Raw genomic sequence first — 16,676 nt, forward strand, 5'->3', positions numbered from 1 at the left:
CAGGGCCTTTGCACCGCCGGGTTCCTCTCCCGTCGGCATGGCGCCTGCCTGCGCCAGCCCCGGCTGCCCGGCGGCGTGGCCGTTGCGCCGCGCCCAGCGCAGCAAGAACAGCAGATTGTGCGGCGAAGGAAACTTGGGTGCCGTGCCGAAACCGCCGTTCGCTGCATCGAACTCCGAGGCCATGGCCTCGCAGGCTGCGTGCAGGGTGCCCGCGCCGGGCAGGCGGCCATCGGAGGGCGGACGCAGCAGGGCCTCGGCATGGCGGCGCACATGGTCCACGATGCTGTCGGCGGAATCCAGCACATCGTCGCGCTTGTGGCGCCACACATCCAGCACGCGCGGCACCAGGTCCATCAGCCCGATGCGGCCGGGGCGCGAATGCTTGGGCAGATAGGTGGCGGCGAAAAAAGGGCGCCCGTCGGGCAGGGCGATGATGGTCAGCGGCCAGCCCCCGGTGCCGGTCAGTATCTGGCAGGCGGCCATGTAAGCGGCGTCGATGTCCGGGCGTTCCTCGCGGTCCACCTTGATGCACACGAAGGCGTCGTTGAGCAGGCGGGCCACCTCGTCGTCCTCGAACGATTCGTGGGCCATGACGTGGCACCAGTGACAGGTGGAATACCCCACGCTGATGAACAGCGGCCTGTCCTCGTCGCGGGCGCGTTGCAGGGCCTCGTCGCCCCACGGGTGCCAGTGCACGGGGTTGTCCGCGTGCTGGAGCAGGTACGGGCTTTTGGAGGCGGACAGGCGGTTGCCCGCCAGCGTGGTGGCAGCCGGAATGGTGGCTGCGTGACTGGCGGCTCCCTTTTCGGGGGTGTCGCCCATCCCGGCAGGCGTGGTGGACTTTCCGGAGAGGTTGGACATGACATATCCCCCTTGCCCCTTTGCCCTGTGGTGTCGCGGGCGGTGAACGGCCGTGACGGTGCCCGGCCCCGGTGTCGGACCATCCGCCGCGCGGACGCCCCGTTCCCCTCCCGAAGGCGTGCACGGGCCGGGTGTCCATGGCTCGCGGCAGCAGGCGAATGGAGATACCCGTCCTTACCCATGCCCTATCAGACTCGCGCCATGCGGGCAACGTGGCTGCAAAAAAAGAAAAGACCCGCAACACTCCCCGTCAAGAGGGGGCAGGCGAGGAACAGGCCTGACGAGCCTGACGAGCCTGACGGGCCGAACGGGCCAAGCGGACAGAGCGGGCAGAACGGGCAGAGCGGGCAGAGCAAGCCCGGTCGGCAGGCCCGGGCACGGCGCCATCGCGGCTATCGTGCGGCGCACGACGGGACGACCAGGAAAAAATGCACACCGGTGCAAAAGCCCTGATCGTCCAAGCCCTGGCGCGGTCCGTCCGTCAACCGGCATCCGCCCTTGCGGAATGCTTGCGGCACGACGCCGCATCCTGTAGGTTTCCGCAACGCTTGGCCATACCCCAGCCACGTGCCCCAGACCTGCGCCCCCTTTCCCCGGCGCGAGGACCTACATGCGGGTCATTTCCCTACGGCAACGCCTGTTGCTGCTTCTTGCCATCCTTTCGTCCCTGGCGTTGGTCGCGCTCGGAACGTTCTCCTACGTCCGCGCCAAGGATGTCATGCTGCGCGGGGCCGAGTCGGCCATGGCCCTGCAGGCCGACACCCTGGCCAACGCCATCGTCAGCCAGTACGCCGGCGAGTACGCGCGCGCCGTGGCCAGCCTGCGCCAGGACCCGCGCGTGGTGACCTGCCTTTCCGGGAGCCCCTACGATCACCCGGGGCTGATGGCCAGTTGGTCCAGCTTCCTGCGCCTGCGCGCCGAAGCCTATTTCGTCTATTTCGCGGACCTGTCCGGGCGGGTCCATGCCATCCAGCCCCAACGCGAACTGCCACCCGACTTCGACGCCAGAACGCGCCCGTGGTTCCGCAGGGCCATGGAGCACCCCGGCGTGGTGGGCTGGTCCGATCCGTACACCGAATTCATCACCGGCAAGACCGTAGTCAGCACCGTGGCCACCGTGGACGATCCGGCGGGCGGCAAGCCGTTGGGGGTGCTGGGCCTGGACATCACCACCGACGGGCTGCGCACCATCCTTTCCGGCGTGGCCCTGCCCTCGGGCAGCGGGCTGCTGGTGCTTACCGCCGAGGGGCATCCCGTCACCTCCACCGGCCTTGGGGCCGCACTGGCCGACCACGTGGACACCACCCCCCTGCGCAATCTGGCGCGCGGCACCTACACCGCCCACGCGCCCGCCCAAAGTGGCCGCACCATCGGCGGCACCATCGGCGACAATGCGGGCAACGGCGCCACCTACCTGGACATGGACGGCGAACGGGTGCTGGCCGCCGTGCGTGCGGTGCCCGGCCCCGGTTGGCGGCTGGTGCTGTTGGTGCCGCAGGAAGAACTGCTGCGCGCCGTGGCCCCCATCCGCTACGGCACCATCCTGGCCATTGGCGGCATGCTCATCCTGTTCGCCGTGCTGTTCGCGGTGGCAACCGCGGGCACATCCGGCCGGGTGGGCCGGCTTGCCGAATACATGCGCAGCGTTGCGCGCGGCGACTTCACCGTGCGCAACCTGTTTACCGGCCGCGACGAATTCGGCGCGCTGAACCGCCACCTGAACGAACTGGTCACGGCCCGCCGCGACGCGGAAGCCGCCCTGCGCGATGCCGAACGCCAGCACCGCGAACTGGTGGAAAACGCGCCCATCGGCATCTTTCGCACCACCTGGGACGGCTCCATCAACGTGCTGAACCAGCACGGCGCGGCCCTGCTGGGCTTCCGCGACGTGGCCCATGCCCGCGCCGTGCTGGATGATTCCGTCATCCCCCTGTACGCCGAACCCATGGACCGCCAGGCCATGCTGGATGACCTGACCGCCGGAGAAGTGGTGACCGGGCTGCGGCTGCGCTGGTACCGGCGCGGCGGCGAGGCCATCTGGGTATCGCTGTACGCCCGGCGCACCGGCACGCCTGACGCACCAGAGGTGGAAAGCTTCTTCCTGGACGTGACCGACCAGGTGGAAGACACCCTGCGCCTTGAACAACTGGCCACCACCGACGAACTGACCGGCGTGGCCAACCGCCGCCACTTCATGGCCCGGCTGGAGGACGAGGCGGCGCGCGCCCAGCGCTATGGTCGCCCGCTTTCGGTGCTGTTGCTGGACGCCGACCATTTCAAGGCCGTCAACGACACCTGGGGGCACGAGGCGGGCGACATGGTGCTGCGCCACATCACCGACGTGATGAGCCTGTCCCTGCGCGAAAACGACCTCATCGGTCGCCTGGGGGGCGAGGAATTCGGCGTGCTGCTGCCGGAAACGGCGCAGGAACGCGCCCTGCGCACGGCGGAACGCATCCGCACCGCCGTGGAGGACGCCCCGGTGGCCGTGCGTGATGCGTGGGTGGGCTGCACCGTCAGCGTGGGGGCGGCGGAATACCGGGGGGCCAACGATTCGCTGGACGACCTGATCCGCCGTGCCGACCACATGCTGATGCGCGCCAAGGAAGGAGGCCGCAACCGGGTATGCGCCCAGCAGGCCACGCCCACCTGTGCGGAGGATGACCGTGCGTAATCACAGACGCTAACCAAGGAAATTGTAATGCCTGATCATCACGACTCTGCAACGTGCTTTTCGTACGGCATTAAAGCTTTACGCGACAATGGATGGCAAAAAAAACAACAAAAAGATCTGGCAAAAGAAATAGGCTGTTCTGCAAGCCACCTTGCACAAGTTTTTAATGCGAAACGGCGGCCGAGCCAAGATCTACAAGATATTCTTGCGAAAGCTTACGGAATGCATTCCGAAGACATAATAAAAATAGGCAGATATCTACACGAAAAAAAAGGATTTATCCCTTTCATAGGACAGGTTGAGCATTTAACTCCACATAGCCTTGAACAAGCCGACCTAATCATCTCATTAACAAACAAACAATTTGGGATTGATGGTCAGCTTATTGGGTACAGACCCCTATGCCGCGATGATTTTATATCAAAAAAATCAACCATTGCAGAATTTTACAATTCATATGCAAACGAACTAAAAAAACTCGCCTCCACAATACGCAAACTATAACCCCTGCCGGAAGGCCCCCTACGCCACCACCTCTTCCGGATAGATCGCCTCGAACCCCGCCTTGTACGCGGCAAAGCGCCCCTCGGCGATGGCCGCGCGTGCGCCGCGCACCACGTCCAGAAAGTACGTCAGGTTGTGTACCGAGTTCAGGCGGAAGGCCAGCAACTCCTTGGCCACGTACAGGTGGCGCAGGTACGCGCGCGAAAAGGTGCGGCAGGCGTAGCAGTTGCACGCCGGGTCCAGCGGGCCGTCGTCCTCGGCGAATTCCTTGCGCTTGATGTTGATCTTGCCGAGCGAGGTGTACAGCGTGCCGTTGCGCGCGTTGCGGGTGGGCAGCACGCAGTCGAACATGTCCACCCCGGCGGCGATGCCGTTGATGATGTCCAGCGGGGTGCCCACGCCCATCAGGTAGCGCGGCTTGTCCGCAGGCAGCAGGGGCGCGCTGTGGTACAGGATGTCCATCATTTCCGGCTTGGATTCGCCCACCGAAAGCCCGCCCAGCGCAAAGCCGTCGAAGTCGATCTGCGTCAGTTCGCCGATGGAGCGTTCACGCAGATCCTTGAAGAACCCGCCCTGGGTGATGCCGAACAGCAGGTTGCCCGCCGTGCCCCTGGGGTAGGCGTCGCGGCAGCGTTGCGCCCAGCGGGTGGTGAGGCCCAGGGATTTTTCCGTGTACGGCTTGTCCGCGCCGTAGGGCACGCACTCGTCCAGCACCATCATGATGTCCGAGTTCAGGTTGCGCTGGATGGACACCACCTTCTCCGGCGTGAACAGGTGCTTGGACCCGTCGAGGTGCGAGCGGAACTCCACCCCCTGCTCGGTGATCTTGCGCAGGGCCGACAGGCTGAACACCTGAAAGCCGCCGCTGTCGGTCAGGATGGGCTTCTTCCAGGCATTGAAGCCGTGCAGGCCCCCGCGCCGTGCCACCAGTTCGTCGCCGGGGCGCAGGTACAGGTGGTAGGTGTTGCCGAGGATGATCTCGGCCCCGATGGCGTCCAGGTCGTCCGGGGCCACGGCCTTCACGCTGCCCACGGTGCCCACGGGCATGAAGATGGGCGTGCGCACCGGGCCGTGCGCGGTGTGCAGCACGCCGGTGCGAGCCGCGCCGTCGGTGGCGTGGATGCGGAAGGTGCCGGGGGTTTCGGCGGGGATGGGGGCCGGAGTTGCGGCAGGGGCCATGGCGGTGGAAATTTCGGTCTGGTTCGGCATGGCGCGCACCATAGCGGCGCGTTGCACGTTTGAAAAGGGGGGCGGCGCACCGAATGCCCGTGCGGCACGCGGCAGCCTGGTTGCTCCCGGTTCCCGAGCCGCCCCTGCCCTTGCCTGTTTCGCCAGCGTTGTCAGTCCCCCCCCGCCAGTTCATCCGGTCTGCCTGCCAGCCGGTCTGCCTGTCCAGCCCGTCCCGCCCGTCTTGCCCCCCTCTCCCCCGCCCGGCAGCCACTTGCCGCCCCGCACAACGCGAAACGCCCGCCCCGGTTCGCCGGAGCGGGCGCATGCAGCGCGTCAGGATGCGGCGCTCGCCCGTGGCTACAGTTCCACCTGCACGGCGGCGGCAGCGCGGCGGGCCTTTGCGCGGGCTTCCTCGATGCTCGCGCCAAGGGCCAGGGCCACGCCCATGCGGCGCTTGCCATGCACCTCCGGCTTACCAAACAGGCACAGCCCGGTGTCCGGCTCGGCCAGGGCAGCATCGATGCCATGGTAGCTGGGCGATGTGCTGTCGCCTTCGGCCAGCACCACGCACGAGGCGGCGGGGCCGTTCTGGCGCAGCGCGGGCACCGGCAGCCCCAGGATGGCCCGCGCATGCAGGGCGAATTCGCTGAGGTTCTGCGAGATCAGCGTCACCAGCCCGGTGTCGTGCGGACGGGGCGACACCTCGCTGAAGTACACCGCGTCACCCTTGATGAACAATTCCACCCCGAAGATGCCCCAACCACCAAGGGCGCCGGTGACGGCCTCTGCCATGCGCCGCGACTCGGTCAGTGCGGCCTGGCTCATGGGCTGGGGCTGCCATGATTCGCGGTAGTCACCCTCCTTCTGCAGGTGCCCGATGGGGTCGCAGAAGGTGGTGCCGCCCGCGTGGCGCACGGTAAGCTGGGTGATCTCGTAGTCGAAGTCCACGAAGCCTTCCACGATGACCTTGCCGCCGCCCGCGCGCCCGCCGGTCTGGGCGTATTCCCAGGCCTTCATGACGTCGGCCTCGGTGCGCACGGTGCTCTGCCCCTTGCCGGACGAGCTCATCACCGGCTTGACCACGCAGGGCAGGCCCACGGCGGCCACGGCCGCGCGGTACTCAGCTTCCGTTGCGGCAAAGCGGTAGGGCGAGGTGGGCAGGCCCAGTTCTTCCGCCGCCAGACGGCGAATGCCCTCGCGGTCCATGGTCAGGCGGGCGGCGCGGGCCGTGGGCACCACGCGAAAGCCCTCCTTCTCCAGTTCCAGCAGGGTCTCGGTGGCGATGGCCTCGATTTCCGGCACAATGCAGTGGGGGCGTTCCGCCTCGATGATCCTGCGCAGGGCCGCGCCGTCCAGCATGGACACCACGTGGTTGCGGTGGGCCACCTGCATGGCGGGCGCGTTGGGGTAGCGGTCCACGGCAATCACCTCCACGCCAAGGCGCATGGCCTCAATGGCCACCTCGCGCCCCAGTTCGCCGGAGCCGAGCAGCAGGATGCGGGTTGCGGAGGGGGTGTTGGGGGTGCCGATGGTGACCATGTGCTGCTCCTGCGCCGCGTGGGCATGCTGATGATGAAGGGAAAGGCCGCGCCGACCGCACGGATGTGCCACGCCGGCCTCCGCTGTGCAAGGGGCGCGCACGGAAATCGCACGGCAATCACGGGCGGATGGAACTGCGGCCAACGCCCTTGCAGGTCGGCGGCTAGCGGACCGCATACGGGTTTCATGCAGGGCGCAGGGGCCGCGCACCGGACGCAGGAACACACTGGAACGCATGGCGCCCGAAGATGCATGCACGCGTACCCGGGAGGTACATGGTGCGCCACCTCACCCCACCTTGCGGCTACGGGCAGTCTTGGGCTAAGCAGAACACATGGAGGAACAACCTCCGTCACTGCATCGCCAATCCGCCGCACGCCGTCCGGCACCCCTCATCAGCGCGCCGACCACCGGCCCGCGCTCCGGAGTCCTGGATGACCACCGCCACCGACCACCCGCTGCCTCCCGCCACGGTGCTCATCGTCGATGACGCCGCCCCCAACCGCGCCCTGCTGCTGCTTCTGCTGCGCGACACGCCGCTGCGCTGCATGGAGGCCGATTCCGGCCACGCGGCACTGCGCATCTTCCGCGAACACCTCGTGGACCTCGTGCTGATGGACGTGGTGATGCCCGACATGGACGGCACGGACACCGTGCGCGCCATGCGCGAGGAAGAACGCCTGCTGGGCCGCCGCCCGGTGCCCATCGTGGCCCTGACCGCCCACGACAGACACGAGGATCTGCGCCGCTGCGCCGACGCGGGCTGCAACGGCCTGCTCACCAAGCCCATCACCCGCCAGGACCTCATGGACACCATCGCCGCCCATCTGGCGGGGTGAACCCTCCCCGCCCGGCCACCCCAAAAGTGAAAGGCGCGCCGTTTCCGGAGCGCCTTTTTGTTTTCAACCTGACACCGCACCGCACTACTCGCTACGGCAGCCCATAGGTGATGTCGGCACAAGGAGGAATTTTGTTCTCTGCCGAGGAAGACCGCCTTTTCGTGAAGGGAGTGTACTCTTATCGTACTCGACCGGAACGCAAAGGCGGTCTGACCGCTCTGCGCACGATGCCCGTAAGGCTCGCAAGCTCGCCCAACGGGCACGCTTCGCGCCCTTCGGGTCGGACGGCAGAGGGCAAAAAGACCCTTGTGGCGGCATCACCTAATGGCCGGAGCCGCCAAGATACGCATCCTGCACATCCGTATTGGCCAGCAGGTTCGCCGCCGAATCCTCCATGACCACCCGGCCCACTTCCAGCACGTAGCCGCGCGTGGCCAGCTTCAGCGCGGCGCGGGCGTTCTGCTCCACCAGCACCACGGTCATGCCGGTCTTGTTGATGGCGCGCACGGTCTCGAAGATGGACTTCACCAGGATGGGGGCCAGCCCCAGCGACGGCTCATCCAGCAGCAGCACCTTGGGGTCGCCCATGAGGGCGCGACCGATGGCCAGCATCTGCTGCTCGCCGCCGGACAGGGTGCCCGCAAGCTGGTCTTTGCGTTCCAGCAGACGGGGGAACAGCTCGAATATCCAGTCCCGCGTCTTGCGGATGCGGGCCTTGTCGTTGCTGGTGAAGGCGCCCAGGTTCAGGTTTTCCAGCACGGTCAGGGTGCCGAACACCCGCCGCCCCTCGGGCGACTGGGTGATGCCCTCGCGCACCACTGCGTGGCTGGGCATCTCGTGCAGGGCCTTGCCCTTGAAGTAGACGCCGCCCTGGCTGGGCTGCACCAGCCCGCTGATGGACATCAGCGTGGTGGTCTTGCCCGCGCCGTTGGCGCCGAGAATGGTCACGATTTCGCCTTCGTCCACGTGCACGTTGATGCCGTGCAGGGCCTCGACGTTGCCGTACTTCACATGCAGGTCGCGCAATTCCAGAAACATCGTCTCTCCAGGTACCCGTTAAAGCCGAGGCTCGCAGGGGTGGCATGTTCCGGCAATACTGTTGTCGTTCATCCGCCCGGTATGGCTGCAACCGCCATGTCCGGGCTGGTGACCGTGTCGCCCGACCGCCCGCGAATCCGTTCCCGAAAGAGGATTTTTGTTCTCTGGCAAGGAAGGCGAGTTCCGGGCGAAGGGAGTACATTCTTTCATATTCGACCTTCGCACGGGACGAGCCTGACGCAGCCAGAGGGCAAAAGGACCTTTCGGGAGCGGATTCTAATCGTCGGTATCGGCGCCAAGGTAGGCCTCGATCACCCTCGGATCATCCTTGATGGCCGCCGGCACGCCCTCGGCCAGCAGCGCCCCGTACTCCAGCACCACCAGCTTTTCGCACACCTTCATGACCAGGCTCATGTCGTGCTCGATGAGCAGCACGGTGATGCCCCGGTCGCGGATGGCGCGAATGGTGTCGATGAGCGCGGCGGTCTCCTGGTCGTTCATGCCCCCGGCGGGTTCATCCAGAATGATGAAGCGCGGGTCGGTGGCCAGGGCGCGGGCTATCTCCAGCAGGCGCTGGTTGCCGTAGGACAGGTTCTTGGCCAGGTTGGCGTGCTCGTCGGCCAGCCCCACGAATTCCAGTTCGCGCGTGGCGCGCAGAAGGGCGCGTTGCTCTTCCGCGCGCTGGGCAGGGGTGCGCAGCATGGCCGACAGCATGCCCGACTGCATGCGGCAGTGGCAGCCCGCCAACGCGTTCTCGATGACCGACATGTTCTGGAACAGCCGGATGGTCTGGAACGTCCGGGCAATGCCCTGCTGCACGATGCGGTGGGTGGGCAGCCCCTTGATGGTGCGGCCATCGAAGAAGATGTCGCCGGAATCGGGCTTGTAGTTGCCGGTGATCAGGTTGAACACCGTGGTCTTGCCCGCCCCGTTGGGGCCGATGAGCCCGACGATGGCCCCTTCGGCCACGTCGAACGTCACGTTGTTCACGGCCACCAGGCCACCGAAGGTCTTGGTCAGGTTGCGCAGCGCAAGCAGGCTCATGCCCCACCCCCTGCCTGGGCAGCGGCGTCGCCGCCCTTGCCGGTGATGCAGCGAATGCGCTCCGGCAGCTTGTAGAAGCGCGGCATGGGCGGCAGCATGCCCTGCGGGCGGAAGATCATCATCACCACCATGGCCAGGCCAAAGGCCAGCATGCGGGCGCTGGCGAATTCGCGGAAGAATTCCGGCAGCCCGATGAGCAGAAACGCCCCCAGCAGCACGCCCCGGTTGGAGCCGCCGCCCAGGATGACGATGGCGAAGAGCACCACGGATTCCCAGAACGAAAACGATTCCGGAGAGATGATGGTCATCTTGGCCGCATAGATGGTGCCGGTCATGCCCGCCCAGAAGGCGCCCAGCACGAAGGCCCACAGCTTGTACGAGGCGGTGTTAACCCCGCTGCCCTCGGCGGCGGTGTCGTCTTCCTTGATGTAGTTGAGGGCGCGGCCGAAGCGCGAATTCTCCAGCCTGCGGAACAGCAGGATGGAACAGGCCACGTACGCCCAGACCAGGTAGTAGAAGTGGACGGGTTTGGCGATCTTGAACCCGAACAGCATCGGGCGCGAAATGCCGAAGATGCCGTTGGCCCCGCCGGTAAGCCCGAACACGTTGTTGATCAGCGCGATGCGCACGATCTCGACGATGCCGATGGTCACGATGAGCAGGTAGTCGCCGCGCAGGTGGATGATGGGCCGCGCCACCACCATGGCGAACAGCGCGGCGGCCAGCCCGGCAAAGGGCATGGCCCACAGCACCGGCACGCCCCACATGGTGTTGGCGATGGCCGTCACGTAGGCGCCTACGGCGTAGAACGCCGCGTGGCCCATGTGGAACAGCCCGGCCTGGCCCAGGATGATGTTCAGCGAAAGCGCCAGCACGGAATACAGGCCGATGCTGACGAACACGTCGGTCCAGTAGGGGTCCAGCAGCAGGGGCAGCACCGCCACCACCACTGCGATGCCCGCGTAGCTCGTGGTGCGCGACACCGTCATATCTTGTCGGCCACCCTTTCGCCGAGCAGGCCCGTGGGCCGGATGATCAGGATGAGGATGAGCACCAGGAACGCGATGGCGTCCTTCCAGGCGATGGAAATGTACGCCGCGCCCAGCGCCTCGATGACGCCCAGCAGCAGGCCGCCAACCATGGCACCGGGTATGTTGCCGATGCCGCCCAGGATGGCGGCGGTGAAGGCCTTCAGCCCGTAGACCCAGCCCATGGTGAAGTCCACCTGGCCGTAGTACAGGCCCACCATCACCCCGGCCACGCCGCCAAGGGCCGGGCCGATCATGAACACCAGCGAGATCACCCGGTTGACGTCGATGCCCATGAGCTTGGCCGCGCCCTGGTCGATGGCCGTGGCCCGGATGGCGGCACCGATGCGGGTGCGCTGGGTGAACCAGTACAGCGCCAGCATCAGCCCCAGCGAAGCGGCAATCATCATGATGCGCACCAGCGGCACGTCGATGCCCATGATGGACAGCACGTAGCTGGGCCGGATGTCGTTGGGGTAGACCTGGAACTTGGCCCCGTAGATGAGCATGACCGCGTTCTGGAAGAAGATGGAGGCGCCCAGCGCCGAAACCACGGCGGACAGGCGGCTGGAAGAGCGCAGGGGGCGGTAGGCCACACGTTCGAGCAGAAAGCCGATCAGCGCCACCAGCCCCATGACCATGACCAGCACCAACAGCACGCCGCCCGGCCCGGACACCCAGCCCGCGAGGCCGAAGGCGGTGAACAGCGTGAAGCCGAGGTAGGCCCCGATGGTGAACAGGTCGCCATGCGCGAAATTTATGAGTTTGAGCACACCGTAAACCATGGTGTAGCCCAGCGCGATGAGCGCGTAGATGCCCCCCACCGCAAGACCGTTGGTCAACTGCTGAAAGAATTCTTCCATGGACGTTCCTGTGCTGCTTCCCCCGCGCCGTCGCCCCGGGCGGATGGCCCGGACATGGCGGCGCGAAACGCGGACCCCGGTGAGGGTCCGCCTGCGGATGGGACGTCATGCGCCCCGCTACGGCCCCGTGGCCATCTGTTACGTCGATCCCCGCCCGATCCCGTTGCCGGGTGCGTCCTGTCCACATCCTGCCGGAAGGCACGGACGCTTCCGGAAGGCGCGAATGTTTCCGGCGGCCCCGGCGGGCGGTGGAAACGGGGCGGGCGGCAGCGCCCGCCCCGTCGTGCAAGCCGTGTCCGGCTGTGTAAGGCTGCTAGGGCTGGAGAATGAAATCGCCGTTGGCGTTCACTTCGTACACCCGGTACAGGTCACCCACGCGGTCGCCCTTCTCGTTGAACGATATCTGGCCGGTGAAGCCGGGGTAGTTCTTCAGCTTGGTCTTCAGGTATTCGGCGATGGCGCCGGAATCGGCCTTGCCGGTGGACTTCACGGCCTCGACGATGACGTTGAACGCGTCACCGGCCAGCACGGACCACACGGAACCGGGCACACTGTTGTACTTGGCCTTGTAGGCGGTCAGCATGGACTTGGCGGCCGGAGCGTCCAGGTCCTGCGGTCCGGGGGGGCTGAGGAAGAAGTAGCCCTTGGCCGCTTCCTTGCCGGAAATCTTCACCAGGTCGGCATGGTTGGCGGCATCGCCGCCCATCATGGGCACGTTCCACTTCATTTCCATCTTCTGGCGCAGCAGCATGCCCACTTCGGGGTAGTAGCCGGTGCAGAAGATGATGTCGGGGTTCGCGGCCTTCAGCTTGGTGAGGATGGCGGTGTAGTCGCGCTCGCCCGGGGTAAGGGCGTCGTAGAACACGATCTTGGTACCGGCCTTGTCCAGCAGCGCCTTGGTTTCGTCGGCCAGGCCCTTGGCGTAGGACGAGTTGTCGTGCAGCAGCGCCACGGCCTTGTAGCCCTTGGCCTTGATCAGCTTGGCGGCAACCATGCCCTGTTCGTCGTCACGGGGGGCGGTGCGCAGGAAGCGCTTCAGGCCCTTTTCGGTCAGGCGCACGGCGGTGGAGCCGGTGGCGATCTGCACCACGCCCGCTTCGTCGTAGATGCTCTGGGAGGCTTCGGTAACCGCCGAGCCATAGGTGCCGATGGCGGCGATGACGCCCGAGGTGGTCAGCTTCTGTGCGGCCAGGGCCGCGGTGCGCGGGTCGCCGCCGTCGTCTTCGACGACCAGTTCGACCTTGTTGCCGTTGATGCCGCCAGCCTTGTTCAGTTCATCGGCGAGCAGGGTGACGATGTTGCGCATGTCCTGCCCTTCGCTGGCCCACTTGCCGGTCAGGGGGCACATCAGGCCGATCTTTACCGGTGCCGCAAAGGCCGTGGCGGCCATGAGCAGCGAAGCGGCAAGTGCGAGCGTCAGCGCCTTTACAACGTGTTTCATGTCGAAACCTCCCGGGAACCCGCGGATCCCTCGCTAGACTGTTTCCCCGATACCTTTTCCTCGCCTCTTCGCATGGTGCGACACGGCGGGCGGCAGGCCCGTCGTGGTACCGTCCCTGTGGTGGACATGTTTGTCGACGTTATTGTCAACACAAATGACCGGGCCGCGCCTGATGCGGGCCGCTAAACGACATTTTGCGGAAAAAGCCGAAGAAAAGCAATCCCTCTGACAAGATAACTGTACGTCATGCCAATGAACAGGACGGCCAGGAGAGAGGCCGGGGGCCTGGCAGGTGCGGAGCCGGGGCACGGTGGGCGTGGGTCCGGCAGGGATCGGGAATGCGGCAGGAGGGCCGACAGCAAGCATCAGGAAATGTGAGCCCCCAGGGAGGCCGGGGCAGGCCATCGGCACATCACGACGTCGGAACGTCTGGCATATGACGACGTCGGGACGTCTGGCACATGACGGAGCTGCACATCATTCGCCCATGACGACGCTACGCGCAATTAGCGCGCGACGACGCTACGCGCAATTAGCGCGCGACGACGCAACACGCAATTAACGCGCGACGACGCAACACGCAATTAACGCATGACGACGCAACATGCGTCTGGCGTCTCCTGCCCGGGGGTGTAAACCAGTTCGGGGCGCTTCAGCAGCACGCCGCCGCAGCCGGGGCGTTTCCAGGTGGCCAGCCAACGGGTCACGCGGGTGTCCGTCTTCATGGCCGGGGTATGCTCGTGCGGCACCGGGCGCACATGGGGCACCCGCTGTTCCAGTTGGCAGAACAGGTCGGCCAGCAGGTTCACCTGCCGCCACACCGGCAGATCAGGATGGATCAGGTCGTAGATGCGATAATGGGCCGAGCCGTCCTGACCGCGCAGCAGGGTGCCGTCCATGGAGACGGGCACGGCGGCGGATGCGCTGCCCGTCAGCGCCGCGCCCACGGCATCGCGCAGCACGGCAAGTTCCCCGGCCAGTGCATCCAGCCCCGCCACGGCGGCTCCCGCCTCGTCCACGAATTCCTGCGTGTCGCCATCCCACAACAGGCGCGGCCCCGGGTAGCGCATGCAGTGGAACAATCCGCCAAGGCTGCCGCCGCAGTGCTGACGAAAGGCCTCGATGTCGGTGCCGACGATCATGGGACGAAGGGCGCTACGCGCCATACGGCCAAGCTGCATGCCAAACTCCTGCGAAAAGCGGTTGCGCCGTCACGCCTGCTGGCGGACGGCTGCCGAAACGGGACGGACGGGCCGAATAGGGCCGGACCACACACCTACCCCACCGTCCCGAGGTGCGGCAACCCCTTGCCCTGCGGTGGACCGATATGCCATGCCCCATGAAACACTTCCGGAGGCCCGCATGCCCCCTTTTCGCCCGCTCGCCACGCTCGGCAATCCCCCTCCTTCCCCACCGTTCCGCCGTGCCCTCTCGTCCTTCGGACTCGCGACTGCCCTGCTGCTGACGCCCTCCCTTTCCTGCATGGCCGGGACCACCGCCAGCCCGCAACGCTCGACGTCCGACGCCGTGACGGAACAAGCCGCCCCGGCGCCTGCCCAACCTGTCCAGCCTGACGAACCGCTGGCAAGGCTCACCGCGCAGGCAAAGTCGGGCAACCCGCGCGCCCAACTGCAACTGGGCCTGCTCTACGAGGAAGGGCGCGGTGTGCCGCAGGATCTGCGCCGCGCCGAAACCCTGTACCGACAAGCCATCTCCAAAGGATACATCAACGCCATGAACCAGTTGGCCCTGCTCATCGACAGCGGCAGGGCCGGCACCACCGGCCGTGGCGAAGCGGTACGCTTGTTTCGCAAAGCCGCCGAAAAGGGCAACGGCCTTGCCGCCTACAATCTGGGCCTGATGCTGCGCGAAGGCCGGGGCACCAACAAGGACTGGCCCCAGGCCGCTTACTGGCTGGCCTGTGCCGACGTGCTGGGTGAGCCGAGGGCCATGAAGGACCTGCCGCCCCTGTTGCGCCAGCTTTCGCCCGAGCAACGCAAGAAGTTCAACGCACGGCTGGTGAAAGCACCCCTGCCCCCGCGCGTGCAACCGACAGGAAATTAGCCCCGGTCACCGCAGAGTCGCCCCAATCAACCCAATCAACCCAGTCGCACTCGGCGCGACGTTCGGGTGATGCCCCCTGCTACATTCGGGGAGCGTCCGGGGAACGTCGGCGCGCCGTCCGCACAGGGTTGGCAGAGGCATGTCCGCCCCGCCCGGCGTTTGTCCCCAGCCCCGGCGCCCCGCCTGAACGCCCCTCCGCGCGCAACCCCCCCATGCGCAAGGACATATCCCCGCGTCAAAGTCCGAATAGGTGGACAGGTGTGCAAATCTAACCATTTGCCCTCCCCACCGGTCCGTTGTACCCTTGCGCGGTCTGCGCGACGTCCGGCCTCGCCGCCGTACCGCCGCGCCCCCAACGGCAGTTTCCGGGCAAACCCCGGACACCGCGCCATGGCCCCGCCACGGCGCATGCCCGCCCCATCCACCGGCATCCGGACACACGGCAACGCATGAGCGGCCACATCCTGCTGATCGAAGACGACACCGCCTTCCAGTCCATGCTGCGCGAGGCGCTGGAGGAACGCGGCTACCGCGTCACCACCGCCGGGCGTGCCGAGGACGGCATCGCACTGCTGCGGGGCGGCGGCTTCGACCTGGTGCTGTCCGACGTCATGCTGCCCGGCATGTCCGGGGTGGAGGCCATTCCCCACCTGCGTTCCGCCGCGCCCGGCACCGACATCATCGTCATGACCGCCTACTCCACGCGCGAACTGGCGCTGGAAGCGGTGAAGCTGGGCGCCTACGACGTGTTCTCCAAGCCCTTCAGCCTGAAGGAAATGGACATCGTCATCCGCCGGGCCATGGAAAAGCGCGGCTTGCAGGCGGAAATCGCCGCCCTGCGCGATTCGCTGCGCCGCGACGGCCCGGCCAGCCGCATCATCGGCGAAAGCCGGGCCATCATGGAGGTGAAGGCGCTCATCGAAAAGGTGGCCCCGCTGGACACCACCGTGCTGATCATGGGCGAATCGGGCACCGGCAAGGAACTGGCCTCGGACACCATCCGGGCGCTGTCGCCCCGCGCTGCCGCCCCCTTCGTGAAGGTGAACTGCGCGGCCATTCCCGAACATCTTTTCGAAAACGAACTTTTCGGTCACGAAAAGGGCGCCTTCACCGGCGCGGCCACCTCGCAGCCCGGCAAGTTCGAACTGGCCCAGGGCGGCACGCTGATGCTGGACGAAATCGGTGACATGCCGTTGGCCATCCAGCCCAAGCTGCTGCGGGTGGTGGAGCAGAAACAGGTGGAGCGCCTGGGCGGTCGCAAGCCCATTTCGCTGGACGTGCGGCTCATCGCCGCCACCAACCAGAACCTGGCCGACCGGGTGCGCGAAAAGGCCTTTCGCGAAGACCTTTACTACCGCCTGGGCGTGGCCGTGGTGCACCTGCCCCCGCTGCGCAGCCGCAAAGAGGACATCCCCCTGCTGGCCCAACACGTGGTGCGGCGGTTGCAAGGCACCCTGGGCCTGCCGGTGCACGGGCTGACCCCGGCGGCCGTGGCCGCCCTGTGTTCCTACGACTGGCCGGGCAACGTGCGCCAGTTGGCCAACGTCATCGAGCGCGCCGCCATTGCCGCCGAAGGCCCCATCGACGCCCCCGACGTGGACCGCGCCCTGG

The 16,676-nt window shown here is 66.5% G+C and carries 14 protein-coding genes; 5 read left to right on the forward strand and 9 right to left on the reverse strand.

All coding sequences use genetic code 11. The annotated features are described in order from the left end of the window. Window positions 1-861, reverse strand: an 861-nt coding sequence (locus tag FVW27_RS12470; protein WP_167125591.1) for a thioredoxin domain-containing protein, incomplete at its 3' end; no start/stop codon positions are given. 610 nt (window positions 862-1,471) lie between these two features. Here FVW27_RS12470 and FVW27_RS12475 point away from each other — a divergent pair. Together FVW27_RS12475 and FVW27_RS12480 are read left to right on the forward strand one after the other, a co-directional pair. After that, window positions 1,472-3,535 carry a sensor domain-containing diguanylate cyclase gene (locus FVW27_RS12475; protein ID WP_167125593.1) on the forward strand — a complete coding sequence of 688 codons (2,064 nt, stop codon included), beginning with the start codon at window positions 1,472-1,474 and terminating at the stop codon, window positions 3,533-3,535. 27 nt (window positions 3,536-3,562) lie between these two features. Next, window positions 3,563-4,039 (forward strand): helix-turn-helix domain-containing protein, encoded by a 477-nt coding sequence (locus FVW27_RS12480; protein WP_167125595.1) that lies wholly within the window; start codon window positions 3,563-3,565, stop codon window positions 4,037-4,039. Window positions 4,040-4,057: 18 nt separating this feature from the next. On the opposite strand, the gene tgt is transcribed toward FVW27_RS12480, so the two are convergent. Both tgt and purT read right to left on the reverse strand, forming a co-directional pair. Then, window positions 4,058-5,218, reverse strand: coding sequence for a tRNA guanosine(34) transglycosylase Tgt (tgt, locus tag FVW27_RS12485; protein ID WP_167125616.1), 1,161 nt, complete (start codon window positions 5,216-5,218; stop codon window positions 4,058-4,060). A gap of 348 nt (window positions 5,219-5,566) precedes the next feature. After that, complete coding sequence (gene purT / locus FVW27_RS12490; RefSeq protein ID WP_167125597.1) at window positions 5,567-6,748, reverse strand: formate-dependent phosphoribosylglycinamide formyltransferase; 1,182 nt, start codon at window positions 6,746-6,748, stop codon at window positions 5,567-5,569. Window positions 6,749-7,182: 434 nt separating this feature from the next. Between purT and FVW27_RS12495 the strand changes: the two genes are divergently transcribed. Then, window positions 7,183-7,587, forward strand: a complete 405-nt coding sequence (locus FVW27_RS12495) for a response regulator (protein WP_167125599.1) — start codon at window positions 7,183-7,185, stop codon at window positions 7,585-7,587. 321 nt (window positions 7,588-7,908) lie between these two features. Here FVW27_RS12495 and FVW27_RS12500 read toward each other — a convergent pair whose 3' ends face one another. The 6 genes from FVW27_RS12500 to FVW27_RS12525 form a co-directional block, all read right to left on the reverse strand. Then, window positions 7,909-8,625: an ABC transporter ATP-binding protein gene (locus tag FVW27_RS12500; protein ID WP_167125601.1), complete on the reverse strand. Its 717-nt coding sequence runs from the start codon at window positions 8,623-8,625 to the stop codon at window positions 7,909-7,911. Window positions 8,626-8,901: 276 nt separating this feature from the next. Then, window positions 8,902-9,669 (reverse strand): ABC transporter ATP-binding protein, encoded by a 768-nt coding sequence (locus tag FVW27_RS12505; RefSeq protein ID WP_167125603.1) that lies wholly within the window; start codon window positions 9,667-9,669, stop codon window positions 8,902-8,904. Further along, on the reverse strand, window positions 9,666-10,658 hold the full coding sequence (locus tag FVW27_RS12510; protein ID WP_167125605.1) for a branched-chain amino acid ABC transporter permease: 993 nt from the start codon (window positions 10,656-10,658) through the stop codon (window positions 9,666-9,668). Before FVW27_RS12510 ends, FVW27_RS12505 begins: the two co-directional genes overlap by 4 nt. Then, on the reverse strand, window positions 10,655-11,560 hold the full coding sequence (locus FVW27_RS12515; RefSeq protein WP_167125607.1) for a branched-chain amino acid ABC transporter permease: 906 nt from the start codon (window positions 11,558-11,560) through the stop codon (window positions 10,655-10,657). Before FVW27_RS12515 ends, FVW27_RS12510 begins: the two co-directional genes overlap by 4 nt. Before the next feature lie 313 nt (window positions 11,561-11,873). Then, the gene (locus tag FVW27_RS12520; protein ID WP_167125608.1) at window positions 11,874-13,001 is read right to left on the reverse strand and encodes a branched-chain amino acid ABC transporter substrate-binding protein; all 1,128 of its coding nucleotides are present in this window, start codon (window positions 12,999-13,001) and stop codon (window positions 11,874-11,876) included. A 584-nt stretch (window positions 13,002-13,585) separates the two neighbouring features. After that, entirely contained in the window at window positions 13,586-14,182 is a 597-nt protein-coding gene (locus FVW27_RS12525) for a hypothetical protein (protein WP_167125610.1), read from the reverse strand. A gap of 181 nt (window positions 14,183-14,363) precedes the next feature. Between FVW27_RS12525 and FVW27_RS12530 the strand changes: the two genes are divergently transcribed. Together FVW27_RS12530 and FVW27_RS12535 are read left to right on the forward strand one after the other, a co-directional pair. Next, on the forward strand, window positions 14,364-15,065 hold the full coding sequence (locus FVW27_RS12530; protein ID WP_167125612.1) for a tetratricopeptide repeat protein: 702 nt from the start codon (window positions 14,364-14,366) through the stop codon (window positions 15,063-15,065). 449 nt (window positions 15,066-15,514) lie between these two features. After that, on the forward strand, window positions 15,515-16,676 hold a 1,162-nt coding region (locus FVW27_RS12535), incomplete at its 3' end, for a sigma-54-dependent transcriptional regulator (protein ID WP_167125614.1).

Origin of the sequence: Nitratidesulfovibrio liaohensis (genome assembly GCF_011682075.1) — a bacterium.
GTDB lineage: Bacteria > Desulfobacterota > Desulfovibrionia > Desulfovibrionales > Desulfovibrionaceae > Cupidesulfovibrio > Cupidesulfovibrio liaohensis.

Bases quoted from the DNA above. Each gene is read 5' to 3' on its own strand.
- FVW27_RS12475 (WP_167125593.1), top strand. From the start codon at position 1,472: ATGCGGGTCATTTCCCTACGGCAACGCCTGTTGCTGCTTCTTGCCATC.
- FVW27_RS12480 (WP_167125595.1), top strand. From the start codon at position 3,563: ATGCCTGATCATCACGACTCTGCAACGTGCTTTTCGTACGGCATTAAA.
- tgt (WP_167125616.1), bottom strand. From the start codon at position 5,218: ATGGCCCCTGCCGCAACTCCGGCCCCCATCCCCGCCGAAACCCCCGGC.
- purT (WP_167125597.1), bottom strand. From the start codon at position 6,748: ATGGTCACCATCGGCACCCCCAACACCCCCTCCGCAACCCGCATCCTG.
- FVW27_RS12495 (WP_167125599.1), top strand. From the start codon at position 7,183: ATGACCACCGCCACCGACCACCCGCTGCCTCCCGCCACGGTGCTCATC.
- FVW27_RS12500 (WP_167125601.1), bottom strand. From the start codon at position 8,625: ATGTTTCTGGAATTGCGCGACCTGCATGTGAAGTACGGCAACGTCGAG.
- FVW27_RS12505 (WP_167125603.1), bottom strand. From the start codon at position 9,669: ATGAGCCTGCTTGCGCTGCGCAACCTGACCAAGACCTTCGGTGGCCTG.
- FVW27_RS12510 (WP_167125605.1), bottom strand. From the start codon at position 10,658: ATGACGGTGTCGCGCACCACGAGCTACGCGGGCATCGCAGTGGTGGTG.
- FVW27_RS12515 (WP_167125607.1), bottom strand. From the start codon at position 11,560: ATGGAAGAATTCTTTCAGCAGTTGACCAACGGTCTTGCGGTGGGGGGC.
- FVW27_RS12520 (WP_167125608.1), bottom strand. From the start codon at position 13,001: ATGAAACACGTTGTAAAGGCGCTGACGCTCGCACTTGCCGCTTCGCTG.
- FVW27_RS12525 (WP_167125610.1), bottom strand. From the start codon at position 14,182: ATGCAGCTTGGCCGTATGGCGCGTAGCGCCCTTCGTCCCATGATCGTC.
- FVW27_RS12530 (WP_167125612.1), top strand. From the start codon at position 14,364: ATGCCCCCTTTTCGCCCGCTCGCCACGCTCGGCAATCCCCCTCCTTCC.